The organism is Streptomyces macrolidinus (genome assembly GCF_023887685.1).
GTDB lineage: Bacteria > Actinomycetota > Actinomycetes > Streptomycetales > Streptomycetaceae > Streptomyces > Streptomyces macrolidinus.
This window is the reverse complement of sequence record NZ_JAMWMR010000010.1, coordinates 62,837-82,373: the sequence shown is the minus strand read 5'-3', so window position 1 is coordinate 82,373 and position 19,537 is coordinate 62,837. Positions and strand designations below refer to the sequence as shown.

Sequence of the window (19,537 nt, the reverse complement as noted above, 5' to 3'; positions counted from 1 at the left end):
CGGTGACAGAGCGGGTCCGCGAAGGCTTCACGCGGTTGTACGGCACGGTCCCCGAAGGCGTCTGGGCGGCGCCGGGCCGGGTCAACCTCATCGGCGAGTACACGGACTTCAACGAGGGCTTCGTGATGCCGCTCGCCCTGCCGCACACCGCGGTCGCGGCGGTCTCCCGCCGCAGCGACGGCGTCCTGCGCCTGCACTCGGCGGACATCGAGGGCCCGGTGGTCGAACTGCGCGTGGACGCGCTGAACCCGCTGACGGACACGAGTTGGGCCGCGTACCCGGCGGGTGTCGTCTGGGCATTGCGCCAGGCCGGGCACGCGATCACCGGCGCGGACCTCCACCTCTCCTCGACGGTGCCGACGGGCGCGGGCCTGTCGTCGTCGGCGGCCCTGGAAGTGGTCACCGCGCTGGCCCTGAACGACCTGTACGACCTCGGTCTCACCCGCCCCGAACTGGCCCGGCTCGCCCAGCGCGCGGAGAACGACTTCGTCGGCGTGCCGTGCGGCGTCATGGACCAGACGGCCTCGGCATGCTGCGTCGACGGCCACGCCCTGCATCTCGACTGCCGGGACCTGTCGATCCGTCAGGTCCCCTTCGACCTGGCCGCGCGGGGCCTCGCGCTCCTGGTGGTCGACACCCGCGTGAAGCACGCGCTGGGCGACGGGGCGTACGCCGAGCGGCGCGCGGGCTGCGAGGAGGGCGCACGCCGGCTGGGCGTCTCCCATCTGCGGGACGTGCCGTACGAGGACCTGGACGCGGCGCTCGCCCGCCTGTCCGACGAGCGGGTACGCCGCTACGTACGGCATGTCGTCTCCGACGACCACCGCGTCCAGCGGGTCATCGACCTGCTGGACGTCGGCGAGGTCCGCGCGATCGGCCCGGTGCTGACCGAGGGGCATGCCTCCCTGCGGGACGATCTGCGCATCTCCTGCCCCGAGTTGGACCTCGTGGTGGACACGGCGAACGCGTCCGGCGCGCTCGGCGCCCGGATGACGGGCGGCGGCTTCGGCGGCTCGGCCGTCGTGCTGGCGGAGGCCTCCGCCACGGACACGATCACCAAGGCGATCGAAGAGGCCTTCACCGCGGCGGGCTTCACGGCACCCCGGGTGTTCCCGGCGATCCCCTCGGCGGGGGCCCGCCGACTGAGCTGAGCCGGCACGGCTTCGAACGGCGGCGGCGCCGATGTCAGACGTCGCCGCCCGCGAAGCGCACGGGGGAGACGAGCGCGATACGGATCAGGCCGGGCTCGGGCGGCGGGGCGTCGTAGACGTAGGTGACGGTGAGCGCCGACCGCGCGTGCGTGCCTTCGAGGCGGGTCGTGTAGATCTTCATGCCCCCACAGCGCTGCGGGCTCGCCGCCCGAGCGTCGGGTTCTTCTCCAGCTCGGCACGCAGCGCCTCGACGGCTTCGAGGGAGCCCCCTCCGATGGCCTCACAGCGGCTGCGCGCCTCACGCGTGATCTCGGCGATCGCCGGCTGCTCCTCGGTCACCGGCTGTTCCTCCGGGTCGCGTGGATCTCCGCGACGGCCGCAGCGACAGCGGAGTCGAACTCAGGATCCCGGCGGGCGATGATCCGGCCGCGGAACTCCTCCACCAGGCGGACCACACCGGAGAGGTCGGCGGGGTCGGCGTGGTTGATCTCGCGGGCCAACTCGGCCTCGAAATCGTCGGCATCGCCGGGGAAGCCGTACCCCATGGTGAGTGCGGCACGGAGCTCGCCGATGGTGCGCATGGAGGGGAGGTCGGGTGTGCCGGACTCTGCCGGGTGTGCGGTCATGGCGGCCTGGCTCCTTTCACGGTGAGGTTTCACGGCACCGGGACGCGGCGTGCCGCGTCCCTCTCGCTGGATCGGATCACCGCAGGCGCTTCGTCAGGATGTACTCCGTGATCCCCGGAGGGTAGTCGGGGATCACGGACACCACCTCGTAGCCCTGCTTGCGGTAGAACTCCGGGGCCTGGAAGTCCCAGGTCTCCACGCGCGCGGCCAGGCAGTCGCGTTCCGTGCGCGCGACGCGCTCCGCCTCGGCCAGCAGGCGTGTACCGAGGCCCGTCCCCCGATGGGGTGCGTCCACCCACAGATACGTGACGTGCAGCCACTCCGCCCAGGTGTGACAGACCACCCCGCCCGCCAGTTCCCCCGCCGCGTCCAACGCCCAGACATGGAGCGGGACTTCGCGTTCGCGAGGGGTTCCGCGCAACGCGCGCAGCTCCGGTGACGCCGCCGTGTTCGTGTCGCGCAGCCGGGAGTGGAGCAGATCCCGCCGTTCCTTGTCGACTTCTGTCTCTATCCGAAACATGCGGCTCACCATAAACGGGTCAGTCCATCAGTTCTGCAAATTTCCTTCCGCTCCCGGCTCGCGGCCCTACGCTGTGAGGAGCACCGGTGGGGGCCGGTGCCGATCAGGGGGCGAGACAGTCGGGTACGACGCCCGGGGTGGGGGTACCAGTTCCAGCGCGGCGGCGGCCGTGCGGCTGTGTCGCCCCGTCCCAGGTGACCAACCGGGGGCGCACCGGGCGCCGTACCCGCGCCGGCCGTCCCCCGAGCAGTGTGGGGGTTTCAGTGGTGCGTATCCGAGTCCTGGTCGTCGACGACCACCGCATCTTCGCCGAGTCGCTCGCCGCCGCCCTGGCCGCCGAGCCCGATGTGGACGTGTCCGCGGCCGGCAGCGGTCCGGCCGCCCTGCGCTGTCTGGAGCGGGCGGCGTCGGACGGCCGCGGCTTCGACGTGATGCTCGTGGACGCGGACCTCGGGGGCCATGTCCCCGGCCCGCGCCCGGCGGTTCCCGTCCAGGAGGGCAACGAGGACGGGCTGGTCGACGGCATCTCGCTCGTCGCCGGGGTGCGCACCGGGCAGCCGGGCGTGCGTACCGTCGTCCTCGCCGAGAAGGACGATCCGCGGCGCGCGGCCCTCGCGTTGCAGGCGGGCGCCTCGGGCTGGGTCGCCAAGGACTGCTCGCTCTCCCGGCTGCTCACGGTCATCCGGGGCGTACTGCGGGAGGAGACCCACCTTCCGCCCGCCCTGCTCACCGGGGTGCTGCGCGAACTGACCGCGGCCCGCAAGCACCGCACCGAGAGCGAGCGGCTGGTGGAGTCCCTGACGCCGCGGGAGCGGGAGGTGCTGCGCTGCATGGTCGCCGGGCTCGGCCGGAAGGCCGTGGCCGAGCGGCTGTTCCTCTCTCCGCACACCGTCCGCACGCATATGCAGAACGTGCTCGGCAAGCTGGGCGTCCACTCCACGCTCGCCGCCGTCGCCCTTGCCCGCCGCGCCGGGATCGGCCCGGCCGACCTGGCATCCGGACAGGCGACCCTCGCGTCGTCGTGACGCGCCCCGACAGGCCCTAGCTGGGGATGTTGTCGAACGGTGCCGTCAACTGTCGTAGCAGCGCGGCCAGTTCACCGCGCTGGGCCGGACTCAGCTCCGAGAGGATCGCGCGCTCCTGCTCCAGCAGCCCGGAGAGCGCCTGGTCCGCCCGGTCCTGGCCTTCCTCGGTGAGGCGCACCAGGACGCCCCGGCGGTCGCTCGGGTCCGGGAGCCGCTCGACCAGGCCCTTCTTCGCCAGGCGGTCGATACGGTTCGTCATCGTGCCGGAGGTGACCAGCGTCTGCGTCAGCAGTTGACCGGGGGAGAGCTGGTAGGGGCTGCCGGCCCGCCGCAGCGCGGTGAGGACGTCGAACTCCCAGGGCTCCAGGCTGTGCTCGGAGAACGCCAGTCGGCGCGCGCGGTCCAGATGCCGGGCCAGCCTGCTGACCCGGCTGAGCACCTCGAGTGGTTCCACGTCGAGGTCCGGGCGCTCCCGGCGCCACGCTGCGACCAGCCGATCGACCTCGTCCTCCATGGCGATCAGTGTAGTGGTTGTGTCGACATGAAGTCTCTTGATGTGCAGTCTCTTGATATCAACTCTCTTGACGTGGAGATATTTGGGGTGTGAGGCTGGACCCATGCAGACCGCACCCCGGACCCGACATCCGGTGAGCACGAGGAGGACCACACCCATGGCTGCCACCCCGACCTGGGACCCCGGTCAGTACCTGCGCCACGCGGACCACCGTGCCCGCCCCTTCCTCGATCTGCTCGCCCGCGTCCCCGAGCTGCCCGGCGACCGGCCCCGCATCGCCGACCTCGGCTGCGGCCCCGGCAATGTCACCACCCTGCTGGCCGACCGCTGGCCCACCGCGCACATCACCGGTTACGACAACTCACCCGAGATGCTCGACGCGGCCCACACCCGCCACGAGGGCCCGACCGCGGGCGGTGGCCGCCTCGACTTCGCCGACGCCGACGTCCGTACCTGGACGCCGTCCGTGCCGCACGACCTGATCTTCAGCAACGCCACGCTGCACTGGGCGCCCGGCCACGCCGACCGCTTCCCCGACTGGATCGCGGGCCTCGCCCCCGGCGGCACGTTCGCCTTCCAGGTCCCCGCGAACTTCGACTCCCCGAGCCATCTGCTGATGCGGGAACTGGCCGAATCGGCCCGCTGGAAGGACCGCCTCGGGCACACCCTGGTCCACGACGACGCCGTCCTCAGCCCCGAGGCCTATGTGGCACGCCTGGTCGAGCTCGGCTGCACGGCCGACGTCTGGGAGACGACGTACCTGCATCTGCTGCAGGGCGAGGACCCGGTCCTCGACTGGGTGAAGGGCACCGGACTGCGCCCGGTCCTCACCGAACTGGGCGACGACGCGGAGGAGTTCGTCGCCGAGTACCGGGCGGTCCTGCGCGAGGCGTACCCGTCGACCCCGCACGGCACGGTGTTCCCGTTCCGCCGCATCTTCGCCGTGGCGACGAAGCGGGGCTGAGTGATGCTGAGCGCCGTCGACCATGTCCAGCTCGCGGCCCCGCCGGGCTCGGAGGACCTGCTGCGCACGTACTACGTCGGCGCTCTCGGCATGACCGAGATCCCCAAACCGCCCGTACTGGCGGCCAACGGGGGCTGCTGGTTCCGGGCCGGGGCCGTCCAGCTCCACCTGGGCATCGAGAGGGACTTCAGGCCCGCGAAGAAGGCCCACCCCGGCCTGCGCGTCACGGACATCGAGACATACGCCGCGCGCCTCGCCGCTCACGGGGCGGCCGTGGCCTGGGACACCGACCTCCCGGGTCACCGCCGCTTCTACTCCGAGGACCCGGTGGGCAACCGCCTGGAGTTCCTGGAGCCGGTCGCGGTCGCTCGCTAGAGCGCTTTGAGCGCCTCCAGCGTGATGTCGATGTCGATGGCGTACGGCACGGACACGTTGAGCTTGTCGTGGTGGATACCGGTCAGCGCGTACGTCCTGCTGACCGGGTCGATCTCATAGGTCCTGACCACCGGGTGCTGGTCGCCCTCCGCCATCTCGACCAGCCAGAAGTACGGGATACCTGCCGCGGCGTACTTGCGTGGTTTGGTGTCGTGGTCGCGGGCCTCGGAGTCGGGAGAGACGACTTCGACGGCGAGCACCACGTCCTCCGCCTGGAACCTCGTCTGATCGAGGCCGGTGAGGGCTTCCGCGCGGACGATGCTGATGTCCGGTTCCGGGCCGTTGCGGCGGTCCAGGACGACGGTCATCTCCCGCTCGACGCTGAAGCTCCCCGGGGCTGTCGCATGCAGCCCGTTCACCAGGAGTTGCATCATCTTGCTGTGGAATCGTCGCTGAGGACTCACGAAGACGAGGCTCCCGTCGAGCAATTCGGTGTGCGGCGGGAGATCAGGCAGCGTGAACAGGTCGTCCACGGTGTATCCGTCCTGGGGCGGGACAGGCCAGTGGCAGCCCGTTTCCGCGCTCGGCTCGGCAATCATGGTTCCTCCCATGGAGGGGATTCTCGGCCTGCTGTTCCACGGTAGCCGCCGGAACGCACAAGCGTCATCACAATGCGTGACCAGGCAGGCGTGGCCCTCAGTTCTTGCGGTGGCCTATCAGGCGCGGCTTCGGCTCCAGGCCGTCCAGGCCGTGCCACGCGAGGTTCACCAGGTGCGCGGCGACCTCGGCCTTCTTCGGGCGGCGTACGTCCAGCCACCACTGGCCCGTCAGCGCGACCATGCCGACCAACGCCTGGGCGTACAGCGGGGCGAGCTTCGGGTCGAAGCCGCGGCTCTTGAACTCGCGCCCCAGAATGTCCTCCACCTGGGTGGCGATGTCCGAGATCAGTGATGCGAAGGACCCCGTCGACTGCGGGATCGGGGAGTCGCGGACCAGGATGCGGAAGCCGTCCGTGTACTCCTCGATGTAGTCCAGGAGAGCGAAGGCCGCCTGCTCGCACAGCTCACGCGGGTGCCCGGCGGTGAGCGAGCCGGTCACCATGTCCAGCAGGCGCCGCATCTCGCGGTCCACCACCACGGCGTACAACCCCTCCTTGCCGCCGAAGTGCTCGTACACCACCGGCTTGGACACCCCGGCCTTCGCCGCGATCTCCTCCACCGACGTGGCCTCGAAGCCCTTGGCGGCGAACAGTGTGCGGCCGATCTCCAGCAACTGCTGGCGGCGCTCCGCACCGGTCATCCGGGTACGGCGGGTGCGCCGCGGCTTCTCGCTGCTGGGGGTACTCGAGTCGGTCGCCACACCGTCCATCATGCCGCGTCGGCGCCGACCTTCCCGCGCCGGGAGCCCTTCGGGTCCGCGCTGCGGCGGGAATCGATACGCGAGCGTGACGGCCAGCGCACGTCGTACGCCCAGCCGAGCCGCTCGAAGATGCGGATGAACCGCGCCGAGGAGTCCAGTTGGCCGCGCTCCACGCCGTGCCGCGCCGACGTCGGGTCCGCGTGGTGCAGGTTGTGCCACGACTCGCCGCACGACAGTACGGCCAGCCACCACACGTTCCCGGAGCGGTCCCGCGACTTGAACGGCCGCTTGCCCACCGCGTGGCAGATCGAGTTGATCGACCAGGTCACATGGTGCAGCAACGCCACCCGGACGAGGGACCCCCAGAACAGCGCCGTGACCGCACCCCACCAGGACATCGTCACCAGCCCGCCGATCAGCGGCGGCAGCAGCAGGGACACCGCGGTCCACAGCACGAACTGGCGGGAGATCATCCGCAGGTCCCGGTCCTTGATCAGATCCGGTGCGTACTTGTCCTGGGGCGTCTGCTCCTCGTCGAACATCCAGCCGATATGGGCCCACCACAGGCCCTTCAGCAGCGCGGGAACCGTCTCGCCGTACCGCCACGGGGAGTGCGGATCGCCCTGTGCGTCCGAGAACTTGTGGTGCTTGCGGTGGTCGGCCACCCAGCGCACCAGGGGGCCTTCGACGGCCATCGACCCGGCGATCGCCAGCGCGATCTTCAAGGGCCGCTTGGCCTTGAAGGAACCGTGCGTGAAGTGGCGGTGGAAGCCGATCGTGATGCCGTGGCAGCCCAGGAAGTAGAAGAAGACCAGCAGGCCCACATCGAGCCAGCTCACCCCCCAGCCCCACGCCAGCGGCACCGCCGCGACGAGCGCCAGGAACGGGACGGTGATGAACAGCAGGAGAGTGATCTGCTCGAGCGAGCGCTTCTGCTCGCCGCCCAGCGTGGCGGAGGGCAGGGAAGTGCCCCTGGGCGCCTTGTCGGCGTCTTCGGACACATCGGAGCGCGTGGTCATGGGCGTCCCCTGTGGGGTCGAGGGTCGTGGCCGGGCGCAGGTACGGGCCGGGAACTCCCGGGATCGAACGATCGGACGAGAGACCCTACGGGTCCGTAACCTACGGAGTCGTAAGTATGGCAGCGCGCCGCCCGGCGGCAAGAGCCCGTGAGCCTGCGCGAACAGGCGGAGACCTATCCTGGGAAGCGGTCGGACAGCGCGGTCCGCTCTGTTTACTTCCCGGATGCCCGTTCCGTATGCGGCACCCCCCGTGCACGGCACCCGTCCGGGCCCCTCCCGGAGAGCTTCCCCACTGCAAGGAGCCGTACCTGTGAGCAGTGCCGACGACCAGACCACGACGACCAGCAGTGCGTTGCGCGCCGACATCCGCCGATTGGGTGACCTGCTCGGTGAGACCCTCGTCCGGCAGGAGGGACCCGAACTCCTGGAACTGGTCGAGCGCGTCCGCCGGCTGACCCGCGAGGACGGGGAGGCCGCCGCCGAACTGCTGCGTGGTACCGAACTGGAGACCGCGGCCAAGCTGGTCCGCGCCTTCTCCACCTACTTCCATCTGGCGAACGTCACCGAGCAGGTGCACCGCGGGCGCGAACTGCGCGCCAAGCGCGCCGCCGAGGGCGGTCTCATCGCCCGGACGGCCGACCGGCTCAAGGATGCCGACCCCGATCACCTGCGCGAGAGCGTCCGGAACCTCAATGTGCGCCCGGTGTTCACGGCGCACCCCACCGAGGCCGCCCGCCGCTCGGTCCTCAACAAGCTCCGGCGTATCGCCGAACTCCTGGAGATGCCCGTCCTCCAGAGCGACCGGCGCCGCCACGACATCCGCCTGGCGGAGAACATCGACCTTGTCTGGCAGACCGACGAACTGCGCGTCACCCGCCCCGAACCCGCCGACGAGGCCCGCAACGCCGTCTACTACCTGGACGAACTGCACGCAGGCGCCGTCGGCGACGTCCTGGAGGACCTCACCGCGGAACTGGAACGCGTCGGCGTCAAGGTGCCCGACGAGACCCGCCCGCTCACCTTCGGTACCTGGATCGGCGGCGACCGCGACGGCAACCCCAACGTCACCCCCGAGGTCACCTGGGAGGTGCTGATCCTCCAGCACGAGCACGGCATCAACGACGCGCTGGAGATGATCGACGAACTGCGCGGCCTGCTCTCCCCGTCGATCCGCTACACCGGCGCCACCGAGGACCTCCTGTCCTCCCTCCAGGCCGACCTCGACCTGCTGCCCGAGATCAGCCCCCGCTACAAGCGCCTCAACGCCGAAGAGCCCTACCGCCTGAAGGCCACCTGCGTCCGCCAGAAGCTGCTCAACACCAAGGAGCGCCTGGCCCGAAGCACCCGGCACGAACCGGGACGGGACTACCTCGGCACCCGCGAACTGCTGCACGACCTGCGCATCATCCAGACCTCGCTGCGCGCCCACCGCGGCGGCCTGTTCGCCGACGGCCGCCTCGCCCGCACCATCCGCACCCTCGCCGCCTTCGGCCTCCAGCTCGCCACCATGGACGTCCGCGAGCACGCCGACGCCCACCACCACGCCCTCGGCCAGCTCTTCGACCGGCTCGGCGAGGAGTCCTGGCGCTACGACGACATGCCGCGCGCCTACCGGCACAAGCTGCTCGCCAAGGAACTGCGCTCCCGGCGCCCGCTGGCCCCCACCCCGGCCCCGCTGGACGCGGCCGGTGCCAGGACCCTCGGCGTGTTCGAGACGGTCAAGCGGGCGCTCGAGGCGTTCGGGCCCGAGGTCATCGAGTCGTACATCATCTCCATGTGCCAGGGCGCGGACGACGTGTTCGCCGCCGCCGTCCTCGCCCGTGAGGCCGGTCTCGTCGACCTGCACGCCGGCTGGGCGAAGATCGGCATCGTGCCGCTGCTGGAGACCACCGACGAGCTGAAGGCCGCCGACACGATCCTGGAGGACATGCTCGCCGACCCCTCCTACCGCCGTCTGGTCGCGCTGCGCGGCGATGTGCAGGAGGTCATGCTCGGCTACAGCGACTCCTCCAAGTTCGGCGGCATCACCACCTCGCAGTGGGAGATCCACCGCGCCCAGCGCCGCCTGCGCGACGTCGCCCACCGCTACGGCGTACGCCTCAGGCTCTTCCACGGCCGTGGCGGCACCGTCGGCCGCGGCGGCGGCCCCACCCACGACGCCATCCTCGCCCAGCCCTGGGGCACCCTGGAGGGCGAGATCAAGGTGACCGAACAGGGCGAGGTCATCTCCGACAAGTACCTCATCCCGTCGCTGGCCCGGGAGAACCTGGAACTCACCGTCGCCGCCACCCTCCAGGCCTCCGCGCTGCACACGGCCCCCCGCCAGTCCGACGAGGCGCTGGCCCGCTGGGACGCCGCGATGGACCTCGTCTCCGACGCCGCCCACGACGCCTACCGCAAGCTGGTCGAGGACCCCGACCTGCCCGCGTACTTCTTCGCCTCCACCCCGGTCGACCAGCTCGCCGACCTCCACCTCGGCTCCCGGCCCTCCCGGCGCCCCGACTCCGGCGCGGGCCTCGACGGCCTGCGCGCCATCCCCTGGGTCTTCGGCTGGACCCAGTCCCGGCAGATCGTGCCCGGCTGGTACGGCGTCGGCTCCGGCCTCAAGGCGCTGCACGAGGCCGGACTCGACAGCGTCCTCGCCGAGATGCACGAACAGTGGCACTTCTTCCGCAACTTCATCTCCAACGTCGAGATGACCCTCGCCAAGACGGACCTGCGGATCGCCCGCCACTACGTCGACACCCTCGTCCCCGACGACCTCCGGCACGTCTTCACCGCCATCGAGGCCGAACACGACCTGACGGTCCGTCAGATCCTGCGGGTGACCGGCGAGAAGGGCCTGCTCGACCACAACCCCGTCCTCCAGCAGACCTTCGCCATCCGCGACGCCTACCTCGACCCGATCTCCTACCTCCAGGTCGCCCTGCTGGGCCGCCAACGCGAAGCCGCAGCCGCGGGCGGCGAAGCCGACCCGCTGCTGTCCCGAGCCCTGCTGCTGACCGTCAACGGTGTGGCAGCGGGCCTGCGCAACACCGGTTGACCGACACCCCTGCGCGACGGTGCCCCCGTACTCCTCCTGCGGGTACGGGGGCACCACTCGCTCACCCGCCTACCGCACCGCCAGGAACGTCACCGTCACCCACGCGAACCCCGCGGCCCCGATCACCCAGCCCGCGCGTGGCCTGCGCAGCCCGCCCGCCACCACGACCGAGGCCAGCAGCAGTGCGCCCGCGAGGGGGAGCCAGGCATACAGCACGCCCGACGGGCCGCTGCGGACCACCTCGTCGGAGCCCGGCTTCACGACCACGGTGAGGACCTCGCCCCGGCGCACACCCACCGCGTCGTCGATCACCACCCGGTCGCGGGCCGTCGAGCCCGTGGACATCGGGTGGTACGGGCCGCTGCAGGTGCCGTCCGCACACCGGGCGACCGTGATCGTGCCCTGCTCGCGGCCCTTCGTCAGCATCACATGGTGGGCGGTGCCCCAGGAGGCCCAGACGCCGGCGACGAGGATCAGCGCGGCGACCGTACCCATCGCCGCACGCCGCCCGAACCGCACGACCGCGACCGTGCCCTGAGAGAGGGAGAGGGCAGAAGGCATGGCGGCGATCCTTCGCCATGCGGTCGCGCGAAGTCAATCCGGCAGCTCCGGGAACCTCTCGGACGACTCCCCAAGTTCCTTAAGATGAACGCACGTTGACGCATGGGGCGCCTGCGGCCCCGGGGGAGTGGTGATGGCCGACCTTCTGTTCGTCCACGGAACCGGTGTGAGACAGCCCGCCTACGGGGACACCCTCGCCCTGCTGCGCGCCTCCCTCCCGGCCCAGGTCCACGACTGCTACTGGGGGGACGCGTGCGGAGTGCCGCAGGACGTCGGCCGGGCCGCGCTTCCCGGAGCGGGCACGCCGACCGAGGACCCGGCGCCGCCCTCCCCCGAGGAGCCGTTCTCCGACGACGACCGCGACGTCGTCCTGTGGGGCACCCTCTACGAGGACCCCCTCGCCCCGCTCCGCGGCGGCCCGCGCAAGGGCACCCGGCTCGGCGACCGTTCCGGACCCCAGGTCGAGTCCCGGGCCCGCGCCCTGGCCGCCGAACCCCCCGAGGAACTCCGGCAGTTGCTCGGTCCCGCCGAGGAACCCTTCCGCACCGCCCTGACCGCCGTCCTCGACAGCGCCGCCGCCCAGGAGGCCCTCACCCACGGACTCGGCCCCGGCGAACTGCCCGGCGCGATCGCCACCGCCGCCGTCGCCCAGTTCCTCGGCGAAGCCCTGCGCCGCGGCGAACCCGTCCTGTGGACGACCGGGCAACGCGACCAGGCCGTCGCGATCGTCACCGGCCGACTCGGCGGCCAGCCGCGCGGCGTGGGCCGCACCGTGCTGCGCGCCTCCTGGTGGACCGCGCAGCGCTTCGGCGTGATGCGGGCCGCCGACAAGAACCGCGGCGCCATGATGGCGGACCACGTCCACCCCAAACTCGGCGACGTCCTCAAGTACTTGGCCCGCGGCGACCAACTGCGCACGTTCATCAGGGACCGCGTCGCCGAGGTCGGCCGACGCCACGGCCCCGTCGTCCTGCTCGCCCACAGCCTCGGCGGCATCGCCGCCGTCGACCTCCTCGTCCACGAGGAACTCCCCGGCGTCCACCACCTGGTGACCATCGGATCGCAAGCGGCCCACCTCTACGAGATCGGCGCCCTGCCCAGCCTCGCCCCCGGCAAGCCACTGCCCGAACACTTCCCCGCCTGGACCAACATCTACGACCGCCGCGACCTCCTCGGCTTCACCGCCGCACCCCTCTTCCCCGGACGCGTCACCGACGTCGAACTGAACAGCGGCCAGCCCTTCCCCGCCGCCCACAGCGCCTACTTCCCCAACCCCGAGGTCCACCGCACGCTCTCCGGCCTCCTCCAGGAGACCGTGTGAGCAGAGCACCCGGGCACGGGGACATCGACCCGGCCCGTACGCACGCGCTGCTCGTCGGCGTGGAGACGTACGGCGACCTCCTCGACCCCCTGCACGGTCCCGCGGATGACGCCCTGCACCACGCGGCCTGGCTGCGCGACGCGGGCGTCCCCGCGCGGAACATACGCCTGTGCGTCACACCCGCGCCCCACCGCGCGCAGACCGTCACGGAGCGCGCCCGCACCCTCGGCATCGACCCGCTCGACGCCACCCACGACATCCTGCGACAACTCCTCGACGACGAACTGCCGGGCACCGAAGCCGACCTGCTGTGGTTCGCCTGGAGCGGCCACGGCGTCCTCGCCCCCGGCACCCAGCACCACCTCCTCTTCTACGCCGACGCCACCCCCGGCCGCGAACTGACCCTCGACGCCGACAACCTCCGGCGCGCCCTGCTGTGCAGCCCCCGCTACGAACACATCGCGGCCAAGATCCTCCTCGTGGACGCCTGCCGCGTCCCCCTCGCCGAGGTCGAGGGCATCGACGGCTACGCCGGCTACCGCCTCTCCGAAGGACAGTTCGAGCGGTCCTCCGTGATGAGCGTGTACGCCACTCAGGACGGCGATGTCGCCTCCAACGGCCTCAGCGGCGAAGGCGCCGCGTTCACCTGCGCGCTCATCGAGGAACTCCGCGCCGCCACCCCACCCTGGCCACCGGACCCGGCCGACCTGATCGACAAGGTCCGCAGCCGGATGACCGACAACGGCGACCGACAGGTCCCCTGGATCGACACCCGCACCTGGACCGGCGACCTGCACCGCTACGCCGCCGTCCCCGGCCGCAGACGCCCCGCCTGGCTCCTGGACCACGGCGACAAGCTCCGCCGCTTCGGCGCCCGCGGCACCTACCTCAAGGACGACGGCCTGCCCTATCTGCTGCCCGAGGACCCCAAGCACCCGGCCCGGCCCGAGAACGTCCTCGCCCTGCTGTCCGACCCCGACCGCGGCGCCCTCGGCAAGCCACCGCGCGGCGCCCTGCTGACCGGAGTCGCGGGCGCCGGAAAGACCCGCACCTGCCTGGAGATCGCCGCCCTCGCCCACCGCAGCGGATGGAAGGTCCTCCACCTCGAACCCGCCGACGAGGTCACCCACCAGACCCTCACCGACGAACTCCGCGAAGAGATCGCCCAGCAGCCGGACGTCCCCGTCCTCGTCGTCCTCGACTACCTCGACAAGTACCAGCGCATCGACCTGCGCGAACTCGCCGACCTCCTGCACGGCGAACAGTACGAGGCCATCGACCGCTACGACAGCGCCGACCCCCGGGACCGCACCGAAGCACACGCCCGGATCGCCTGCCTCGCCTCCGTACGCCCCGGCGCCCTGCGCACCGTCCAGGACCGCGGCTCCCGCACCCTCTTCGAAGAGATCGAACTCCCCCAGGACGAAGCACACCAACGAGCCGTCGCCCAACGGATCTTCGAGAAGGTCGCCCCCGCCTCCCTCGCCACCCTCGGCCCCACCAAGCTCGCCGACATCTGCGGCACCCGCCCCGCCGTCGCCCTGATGCGCGGCCTCGCCCTCGAAGGCCAGGCCGACCGCGAGACCCTCGACGGCCAGACCCCCACCATCCCCTCCCTGCCCGCCTTCGCCGACTGGCTGCGCCGCCGCACCCGCGCCGACCTCGCCGTCGTCGGCAACAGCGACGGCACGGAACCGCACCGCACCGTCCTGCTCGCCAGCACCGTCGCCGCCCTCTCCTGCGCCCAGCCCCGCCACGCCGTCACCCACGCCGTCGACCGCTTCCTGACCGCGAGCGCCCACGGCACCCACGACAGCGCGGGCATCATCGGCGACCTCGAAACCCTCGGCTGGCTGCTGCCCGACGGCACCGACACCCTCGACACCTTCGTCGACATCGTCACCGACGACTTCCTCGGACAGAGCTGCCTCAGCCGCGTCGGCGGCCTCGACACGACCTCCCTCCACACCCTCCTCGACACCTTCCTCGGCGACACCCCCTCCTTCCGCCGCGCCGTCGAACACCTCGGCCGCTGGACCGCCGACCAGAACGACCGCCTGCGCACCGCCCTCGCCCAGGCCTGCGGCACCTGGCTCGACGCCCACGCCACCGACGTCCTCGCCATGCTGCTCGACTCACCCGCCGAAGGCCGCCGCGCCCTCGTCACGATGGTCTCCGCCGAGCCCTGGCGCCGGGCCGTCATCGACACCTGGGACACCGTGGCCGCCCCCTGGACCGCGCAGACCCCCGGCCACGCCGACCTCCGCTTCTTCCTCACCGACGCCATCCGCAACAGCGCCCAGCCCGTCCCCGAGATCCTGCTCACCCGCGCCCGCGCCTACCTCGACCAGCACACCGCCACGGACCCCGAGAGCCTGCTCCTCGTCACCACCCTCGCCCGCGTTCCCGGCCTGACCACCGCCTACCGGGAGTACCTGGAGACCGCCACCCTCGCCTGGCTCGACGCCCACGGCACCGACCGCACCTCCCGGCACAAGCTCCCGCACCTCTTCGGCCACCACACCCACAGCCCCGACATCGCCCGAGCCGCCAGCACCGCCGCCCTCGACCTCGCCGAACGACTCCGCGAAGACCTCGACACCGAACGCCTCCTCACCGCCCTGATGCGCACCGGCGACATCGACTCGGCGGACGACTGGCTGCGCCTGTCCAGAGCCACCCGCGACTGGCTCCTCGTCCACGGCAGCCGGGACTGCGCCTCCTTCGTCCTCACCGCCGTCCTCAACCGTCCCGAAGTCGCACCCCAACTCGCCGAACACATCGGGAAGATCGCCCTGAAGTGGCTCGCCGACCGCCGCCGCACGAAGTCCGCCTGCTTCGTCCTGACCGCCGTACTCGGCTCCTTCCGCTGGCACGACCACCACGACCGCATGATCCGCCAGGCCCTCTCCGACGCACGGGCCTGGCTCTCGCAGAACGGCACCACCCCCGACGCGTCCTTCGTCATGGACCGGCTGTTCGCACTCCTACGGAAGAAGAACCTCCCCTTCCTCCAAGAGGACATCGACCACGCCCTGAACTGGCTCGAACAGCACGGCACCACCCTCACCGCCGACTACGTCCTGCGCCACCTCATCAAACGCCGCGACCTGCCCACCGCCACCGACGACGACACCACCACCGTCACCGAGCGGATCATCGACGCCTCACTGAACTGGCTGGACCGGCACGGCACCACCGCCGAGAAGACCTTCGTCCACCAATACCTGCTCGCCCCCGGCACCCGCCTGACCGACGAACAGGCCCACCGCGCCGCACAAGCCGTCATCCAGCGCCTCGACACCCACCCCCCGACCCGCGACCGCGACCGGGACCACCTCACCGGACTCCTCCACCTCAAGCACCTGCCCCCACCGCTCGCCCAGCGGACCCTGCACCACACCGGAACCTGGCTACGCGAACACGGCACCCTCCAGGAAGCCAACGTCGTCCTCGGCCTCTACCTCCACCGGGCCCGGGAACTGCAAGACCACGACGCCGCCGCCCAAGGCATAGCCCAGGCCCTCCACTGGCTCGAACTCCACGGCAGCACCACCGACGCCGGAGCCGTCCTCGTACCGCTGCTCCACTTCCCCGTCAACGCGAGCCTGCTGCACTACCTGACCACTGGCAGCCTCGCCGAAGCCGACCTCGACACCACCACCGCGATCGACCACGCCCTGGACCGGCTGGAGAACACCGCCCCCCACCAGGACCCCGACACCCCGGACGACCACACCCGGCCCGGCACCACCGCCGCACTCGTCAACGTCCTCCTCGCCAGCCGCGACGACATGACCACCGAACAGCAGCGCCGCACCGCCACCGCCACCCTCGACCGGCTCGACCACCACCCCGGCCTGCCACTGACCGCCGACCACCCCGCCGTCCGCCTGCTCGACTGGCCCCCCCAGCCCCCCGGCACCGAAGAACGCATCCAACGACACGCACTCGCCCTGCTCGACCCCGACTTCACCGACTACCGGGAATACCGGCTCCTCAACGCCGTCCTGCGCCGCTGCCGCACCACCCACACCGCAGGCTCGAAGGCCGCCGCCGAGGCCACCCTGGCCTGGCTCGACCACCACCCCCGCCACCGCAAGGCCACCTGGGTGCTCTGCCACCTGCTGCAACTCGAGCAACTCCCCGCCCCCGTCCGGGAAGCGGCCCTCGCCCGCGCCACCGACTGGCTGGACGAACACGGCCGGACCAAGGACGCCGTCTACGTCATATCGCCCATGCTCAACGGCACACGCATGGCCGGAACACGTTCTCCCGAAGCCGTCAGACGCGCCCTCGACTGGCTCACCCTCCACAGCCTCAGCCGACCGGCCTGGAAGGTACTGTCCCGCCTCGCCGCCCACCCCGACGCGACACCCCACCACGACGCCATACGGCAGTACGCCACCACCTGGATGCACACCCACCCGGACGCCGGCAAGGACGAGGCACTGGAACCCTGCTTCCCGCCCCAGTGACCCACAACCACACTGCCGACGCTACGAGTTGTACGTACTCTGCGCCCGCTCCAACCCCTCGATGACCAGGCACTCCACCGCATCCGCCGCCCGGACCACGAAGTAGTCCAACTCCTTGCGCTCCGCCGACGAGAAGTCCCGCAACACGAAGTCCGCCACCGGCATACGCCCCGGCGGACGCCCGATCCCGAACCGCACCCGGTGATAGTCCGAACCCATCGCCTTCGTCATCGACTTCAGCCCGTTGTGGCCGTTGTCGCCCCCGCCCAGCTTCAGTCGCAGCGTGCCGTAGTCGATGTCCAACTCGTCATGCACCGCCACGATGTGCGCCACCGGCACCTTGTAGAAGTCACGCAACGCGTTCACCGGGCCACCCGACAGGTTCATGTACGACATCGGCTTCGCCAGGATCACCCGACGGTTCGCCGGACCCGGCGGACCGATCCGCCCCTCCACCACCTGCGCCTGCGCCTTGCCCGCACGCTTGAACTTCCCCCCGATCCGCGCGGCCAGCAGATCGGCCACCATGAACCCCACGTTGTGCCGGTTCATGGCGTACTCGGAACCAGGATTGCCGAGACCCGCGATCAACCAGGGAGCGTCGTCTGCCGGCGTAGTCACGTTCATGTCTCCTTGATACGCGCCAGCCGCTGCCCCACCAGGGAACAGCGGCTGACGAAACGACGACAGCGAGGATCAGGCCTCGGCGGCCTCTTCACCCTCGGCCTCGGCACCCTCCGGAGCCTCCTCCGCCTGCGCGGCCAGCACCTGAAGGACCACCGCGTCCTCCTCGACCGACAGGGAGACACCCGACGGCAGCGTGATGTCCTTGGCGAGGACCGAGGCACCGGCCTCAAGACCCTCGATCGAGACCGTCACGGCCTCCGGGATGTGCGTCGCCTCGGCCTCGACCGGCAGCGCCACCAGCACGTGCTCCAGCAGGTTGCCACCCGCCGCCAGCTCGCCCTCGGTCTGGACCGGAACCTCGACCGTGACCTTCTCGCCACGCTTGACCAGCAGCAGGTCGACGTGCTCCAGGAAGCCCTTCAGCGGGTCACGCTGCACCGCCTTCGGGATGGCCAGCTCGTTCGTCTTGCCGTCGATGTCCAGCGAGATCAGAACGTTCGGCGTACGCAGCGCCATCAGCAGCTCGTGACCCGGAAGCGTCAGGTGCAGCGGGTCCGAACCGTGGCCGTACAGCACACCCGGAACCTTGTTGTCACGACGGATACGACGGGCGGCACCCTTACCGAACTCGGTGCGCGACGCGGCGGAGATCTTCACCTCGGACATGGTCACTCCTCGTAGAAACCAGAGACATGGACGGTCACCCGGCCACGAACGGCCTGCTACGAAGAGCGCGTCGATAACGGACCGCCGTACACAACTGGTACGGCCTCCCTCGCCGAGCAACTGCAGCAGTCTACTCGGAGAGGGAGGCCGCACCCAAAACGATCTCCGCCGGCACTACCGGCGCACGCTCACTGCTCGTCGAACAGGCTCGTCACCGAGCCGTCCTCGAACACCTCACGCACCGCACGCGCGATCGTCGGCGCGATCGACAGCACCGTGATCTTGTCCAGCTCCAGCTCACCCGGCGTCGGCAGCGTGTTCGTGAACACGAACTCGCTCACCTTCGAGTTCTTCAGACGGTCCGCCGCCGGACCCGACAGCACACCGTGCGTCGCCGTCACGATGACGTCCTCCGCACCATGCGCGAACAGCGCATCCGCCGCCGCACAGATCGTGCCGCCCGTGTCCACCATGTCGTCGACCAGGACACACACCCGGCCCTTCACCTCACCGACGACCTCATGCACGGTGACCTGATTGGCCACGTCCTTGTCACGACGCTTGTGCACGATCGCCAGCGGCGCGCCCAGCCGGTCGCACCAACGGTCCGCGACCCGCACCCGGCCCGCGTCCGGCGACACGATGGTCAGCTTCTGCCGATCCACCTTCGCACCCACATAGTCCGCCAGCAGCGGCAACGCGAACAGGTGATCCACCGGGCCGTCGAAGAAGCCCTGGATCTGGTCCGTGTGCAGATCCACCGTGAGGATCCGGTCCGCACCGGCCGTCTTCATCAGATCCGCGATCAGACGCGCCGAGATCGGCTCACGCCCACGGTGCTTCTTGTCCTGGCGCGCATACCCGTAGAACGGCACGATCACCGTGATGGAACGGGCCGACGCACGCTTCAGCGCGTCGATCATGATGAGCTGCTCCATGACCCACTTGTTGATCGGAGCCGTGTGGCTCTGGATCAGGAAGCAGTCCGCACCACGCGCCGACTCCTGGTAACGGACATAGATCTCACCGTTGGCGAAGTCGAAGGCCTTCGTCGGGACGACCCCGACACCCAACTGGTGGGCGACCTCCTCGGCAAGCTCGGGGTGGGCGCGCCCGGAGAAGAACATCATCTTCTTCTCGCCGGTCGTCTTGATCCCGGTCACAGCACTGTCTCCTCAGAGGTGTTTCAGCCAGGTGTCCAGAAGCCGCAACAGCCGACTCGGCTGGATATGAGCGGCCGTATGAGCTGGTGGGGTGCGGATGTGCACCTATCACGGTACGCCGTGTC

The 19,537-nt window shown here is 70.6% G+C and carries 19 protein-coding genes; 7 read left to right on the top strand and 12 right to left on the bottom strand.

Annotated features, from left to right (window positions below; genetic code table 11):
• The first annotated feature begins 2 nt into the window (after window positions 1–2).
• Window positions 3–1,151 carry a galactokinase gene (gene galK, locus NGF19_RS14250; RefSeq protein WP_252425240.1) on the top strand — a complete coding sequence of 383 codons (1,149 nt, stop codon included), beginning with the start codon at window positions 3–5 and terminating at the stop codon, window positions 1,149–1,151.
• A 34-nt stretch (window positions 1,152–1,185) separates the two neighbouring features.
• Here the strand turns inward: galK and NGF19_RS14245 are convergent, their stop codons facing one another.
• The 4 genes from NGF19_RS14245 to NGF19_RS14230 all read right to left on the bottom strand — a co-directional run bounded on the left by NGF19_RS14245 (window position 1,186) and on the right by NGF19_RS14230 (window position 2,309).
• Complete coding sequence (locus NGF19_RS14245; RefSeq protein ID WP_252425239.1) at window positions 1,186–1,332, bottom strand: hypothetical protein; 147 nt, start codon at window positions 1,330–1,332, stop codon at window positions 1,186–1,188.
• The gene (locus NGF19_RS14240) at window positions 1,329–1,490 is read right to left on the bottom strand and encodes a hypothetical protein (protein WP_252425238.1); all 162 of its coding nucleotides are present in this window, start codon (window positions 1,488–1,490) and stop codon (window positions 1,329–1,331) included. Before NGF19_RS14240 ends, NGF19_RS14245 begins: the two co-directional genes overlap by 4 nt.
• On the bottom strand, window positions 1,487–1,777 hold the full coding sequence (locus NGF19_RS14235) for a hypothetical protein (protein WP_252425237.1): 291 nt from the start codon (window positions 1,775–1,777) through the stop codon (window positions 1,487–1,489). Before NGF19_RS14235 ends, NGF19_RS14240 begins: the two co-directional genes overlap by 4 nt.
• Before the next feature lie 76 nt (window positions 1,778–1,853).
• Window positions 1,854–2,309, bottom strand: a complete 456-nt coding sequence (locus NGF19_RS14230) for a GNAT family N-acetyltransferase (RefSeq protein WP_252425236.1) — start codon at window positions 2,307–2,309, stop codon at window positions 1,854–1,856.
• Between the two features lie 251 nt (window positions 2,310–2,560).
• On the opposite strand from NGF19_RS14230, the gene NGF19_RS14225 reads away from it, so the two are divergent.
• Window positions 2,561–3,322, top strand: coding sequence for a LuxR C-terminal-related transcriptional regulator (locus NGF19_RS14225; RefSeq protein ID WP_252425235.1), 762 nt, complete (start codon window positions 2,561–2,563; stop codon window positions 3,320–3,322).
• 16 nt (window positions 3,323–3,338) lie between these two features.
• Here NGF19_RS14225 and NGF19_RS14220 read toward each other — a convergent pair whose 3' ends face one another.
• Window positions 3,339–3,836, bottom strand: coding sequence for a MarR family winged helix-turn-helix transcriptional regulator (locus NGF19_RS14220; RefSeq protein ID WP_252425234.1), 498 nt, complete (start codon window positions 3,834–3,836; stop codon window positions 3,339–3,341).
• A gap of 157 nt (window positions 3,837–3,993) precedes the next feature.
• Here NGF19_RS14220 and NGF19_RS14215 point away from each other — a divergent pair, with 157 nt between their 5' ends.
• A complete protein-coding gene (locus NGF19_RS14215; RefSeq protein ID WP_252425233.1) occupies window positions 3,994–4,800 on the top strand; it encodes a trans-aconitate 2-methyltransferase in 807 nt (268 codons plus the stop codon).
• A 3-nt stretch (window positions 4,801–4,803) separates the two neighbouring features.
• The gene (locus NGF19_RS14210) at window positions 4,804–5,175 is read left to right on the top strand and encodes a VOC family protein (RefSeq protein ID WP_252425232.1); all 372 of its coding nucleotides are present in this window, start codon (window positions 4,804–4,806) and stop codon (window positions 5,173–5,175) included.
• Here the strand turns inward: NGF19_RS14210 and NGF19_RS14205 are convergent.
• The 3 genes from NGF19_RS14205 to NGF19_RS14195 form a co-directional block, all read right to left on the bottom strand.
• Window positions 5,172–5,774 carry a Uma2 family endonuclease gene (locus tag NGF19_RS14205; RefSeq protein WP_372505656.1) on the bottom strand — a complete coding sequence of 201 codons (603 nt, stop codon included), beginning with the start codon at window positions 5,772–5,774 and terminating at the stop codon, window positions 5,172–5,174. The genes NGF19_RS14210 and NGF19_RS14205 overlap by 4 nt on opposite strands.
• 97 nt (window positions 5,775–5,871) lie before the next feature.
• A complete protein-coding gene (locus NGF19_RS14200; RefSeq protein WP_252425230.1) occupies window positions 5,872–6,546 on the bottom strand; it encodes a TetR/AcrR family transcriptional regulator in 675 nt (224 codons plus the stop codon).
• Entirely contained in the window at window positions 6,543–7,553 is a 1,011-nt protein-coding gene (locus tag NGF19_RS14195; protein WP_252425229.1) for an acyl-CoA desaturase, read from the bottom strand. The genes NGF19_RS14200 and NGF19_RS14195 overlap by 4 nt, the downstream gene beginning before the upstream one ends.
• Before the next feature lie 310 nt (window positions 7,554–7,863).
• Between NGF19_RS14195 and ppc the strand changes: the two genes are divergently transcribed.
• Window positions 7,864–10,596 (top strand): phosphoenolpyruvate carboxylase, encoded by a 2,733-nt coding sequence (gene ppc / locus NGF19_RS14190; RefSeq protein ID WP_252425228.1) that lies wholly within the window; start codon window positions 7,864–7,866, stop codon window positions 10,594–10,596.
• 69 nt (window positions 10,597–10,665) lie between these two features.
• Here the strand turns inward: ppc and NGF19_RS14185 are convergent, their stop codons facing one another.
• Window positions 10,666–11,157: a hypothetical protein gene (locus tag NGF19_RS14185; RefSeq protein WP_252425227.1), complete on the bottom strand. Its 492-nt coding sequence runs from the start codon at window positions 11,155–11,157 to the stop codon at window positions 10,666–10,668.
• Between the two features lie 133 nt (window positions 11,158–11,290).
• On the opposite strand from NGF19_RS14185, the gene NGF19_RS14180 reads away from it, so the two are divergent.
• Both NGF19_RS14180 and NGF19_RS30680 read left to right on the top strand, forming a co-directional pair.
• Window positions 11,291–12,478, top strand: a complete 1,188-nt coding sequence (locus tag NGF19_RS14180; protein WP_252425226.1) for a lipase family protein — start codon at window positions 11,291–11,293, stop codon at window positions 12,476–12,478.
• Window positions 12,475–16,956 carry a caspase family protein gene (locus tag NGF19_RS30680; RefSeq protein WP_308288484.1) on the top strand — a complete coding sequence of 1,494 codons (4,482 nt, stop codon included), beginning with the start codon at window positions 12,475–12,477 and terminating at the stop codon, window positions 16,954–16,956. The genes NGF19_RS14180 and NGF19_RS30680 overlap by 4 nt, the downstream gene beginning before the upstream one ends.
• A 21-nt stretch (window positions 16,957–16,977) precedes the next feature.
• Here NGF19_RS30680 and pth read toward each other — a convergent pair whose 3' ends face one another.
• From pth to NGF19_RS14160, 3 genes are all read right to left on the bottom strand, one after another.
• Window positions 16,978–17,583, bottom strand: a complete 606-nt coding sequence (gene pth / locus NGF19_RS14170) for an aminoacyl-tRNA hydrolase (RefSeq protein WP_252425225.1) — start codon at window positions 17,581–17,583, stop codon at window positions 16,978–16,980.
• Between the two features lie 69 nt (window positions 17,584–17,652).
• The gene (locus NGF19_RS14165) at window positions 17,653–18,249 is read right to left on the bottom strand and encodes a 50S ribosomal protein L25/general stress protein Ctc (protein WP_252425224.1); all 597 of its coding nucleotides are present in this window, start codon (window positions 18,247–18,249) and stop codon (window positions 17,653–17,655) included.
• Between the two features lie 188 nt (window positions 18,250–18,437).
• The gene (locus NGF19_RS14160; RefSeq protein WP_252425223.1) at window positions 18,438–19,412 is read right to left on the bottom strand and encodes a ribose-phosphate diphosphokinase; all 975 of its coding nucleotides are present in this window, start codon (window positions 19,410–19,412) and stop codon (window positions 18,438–18,440) included.
• Window positions 19,413–19,537: the final 125 nt, after the last annotated feature.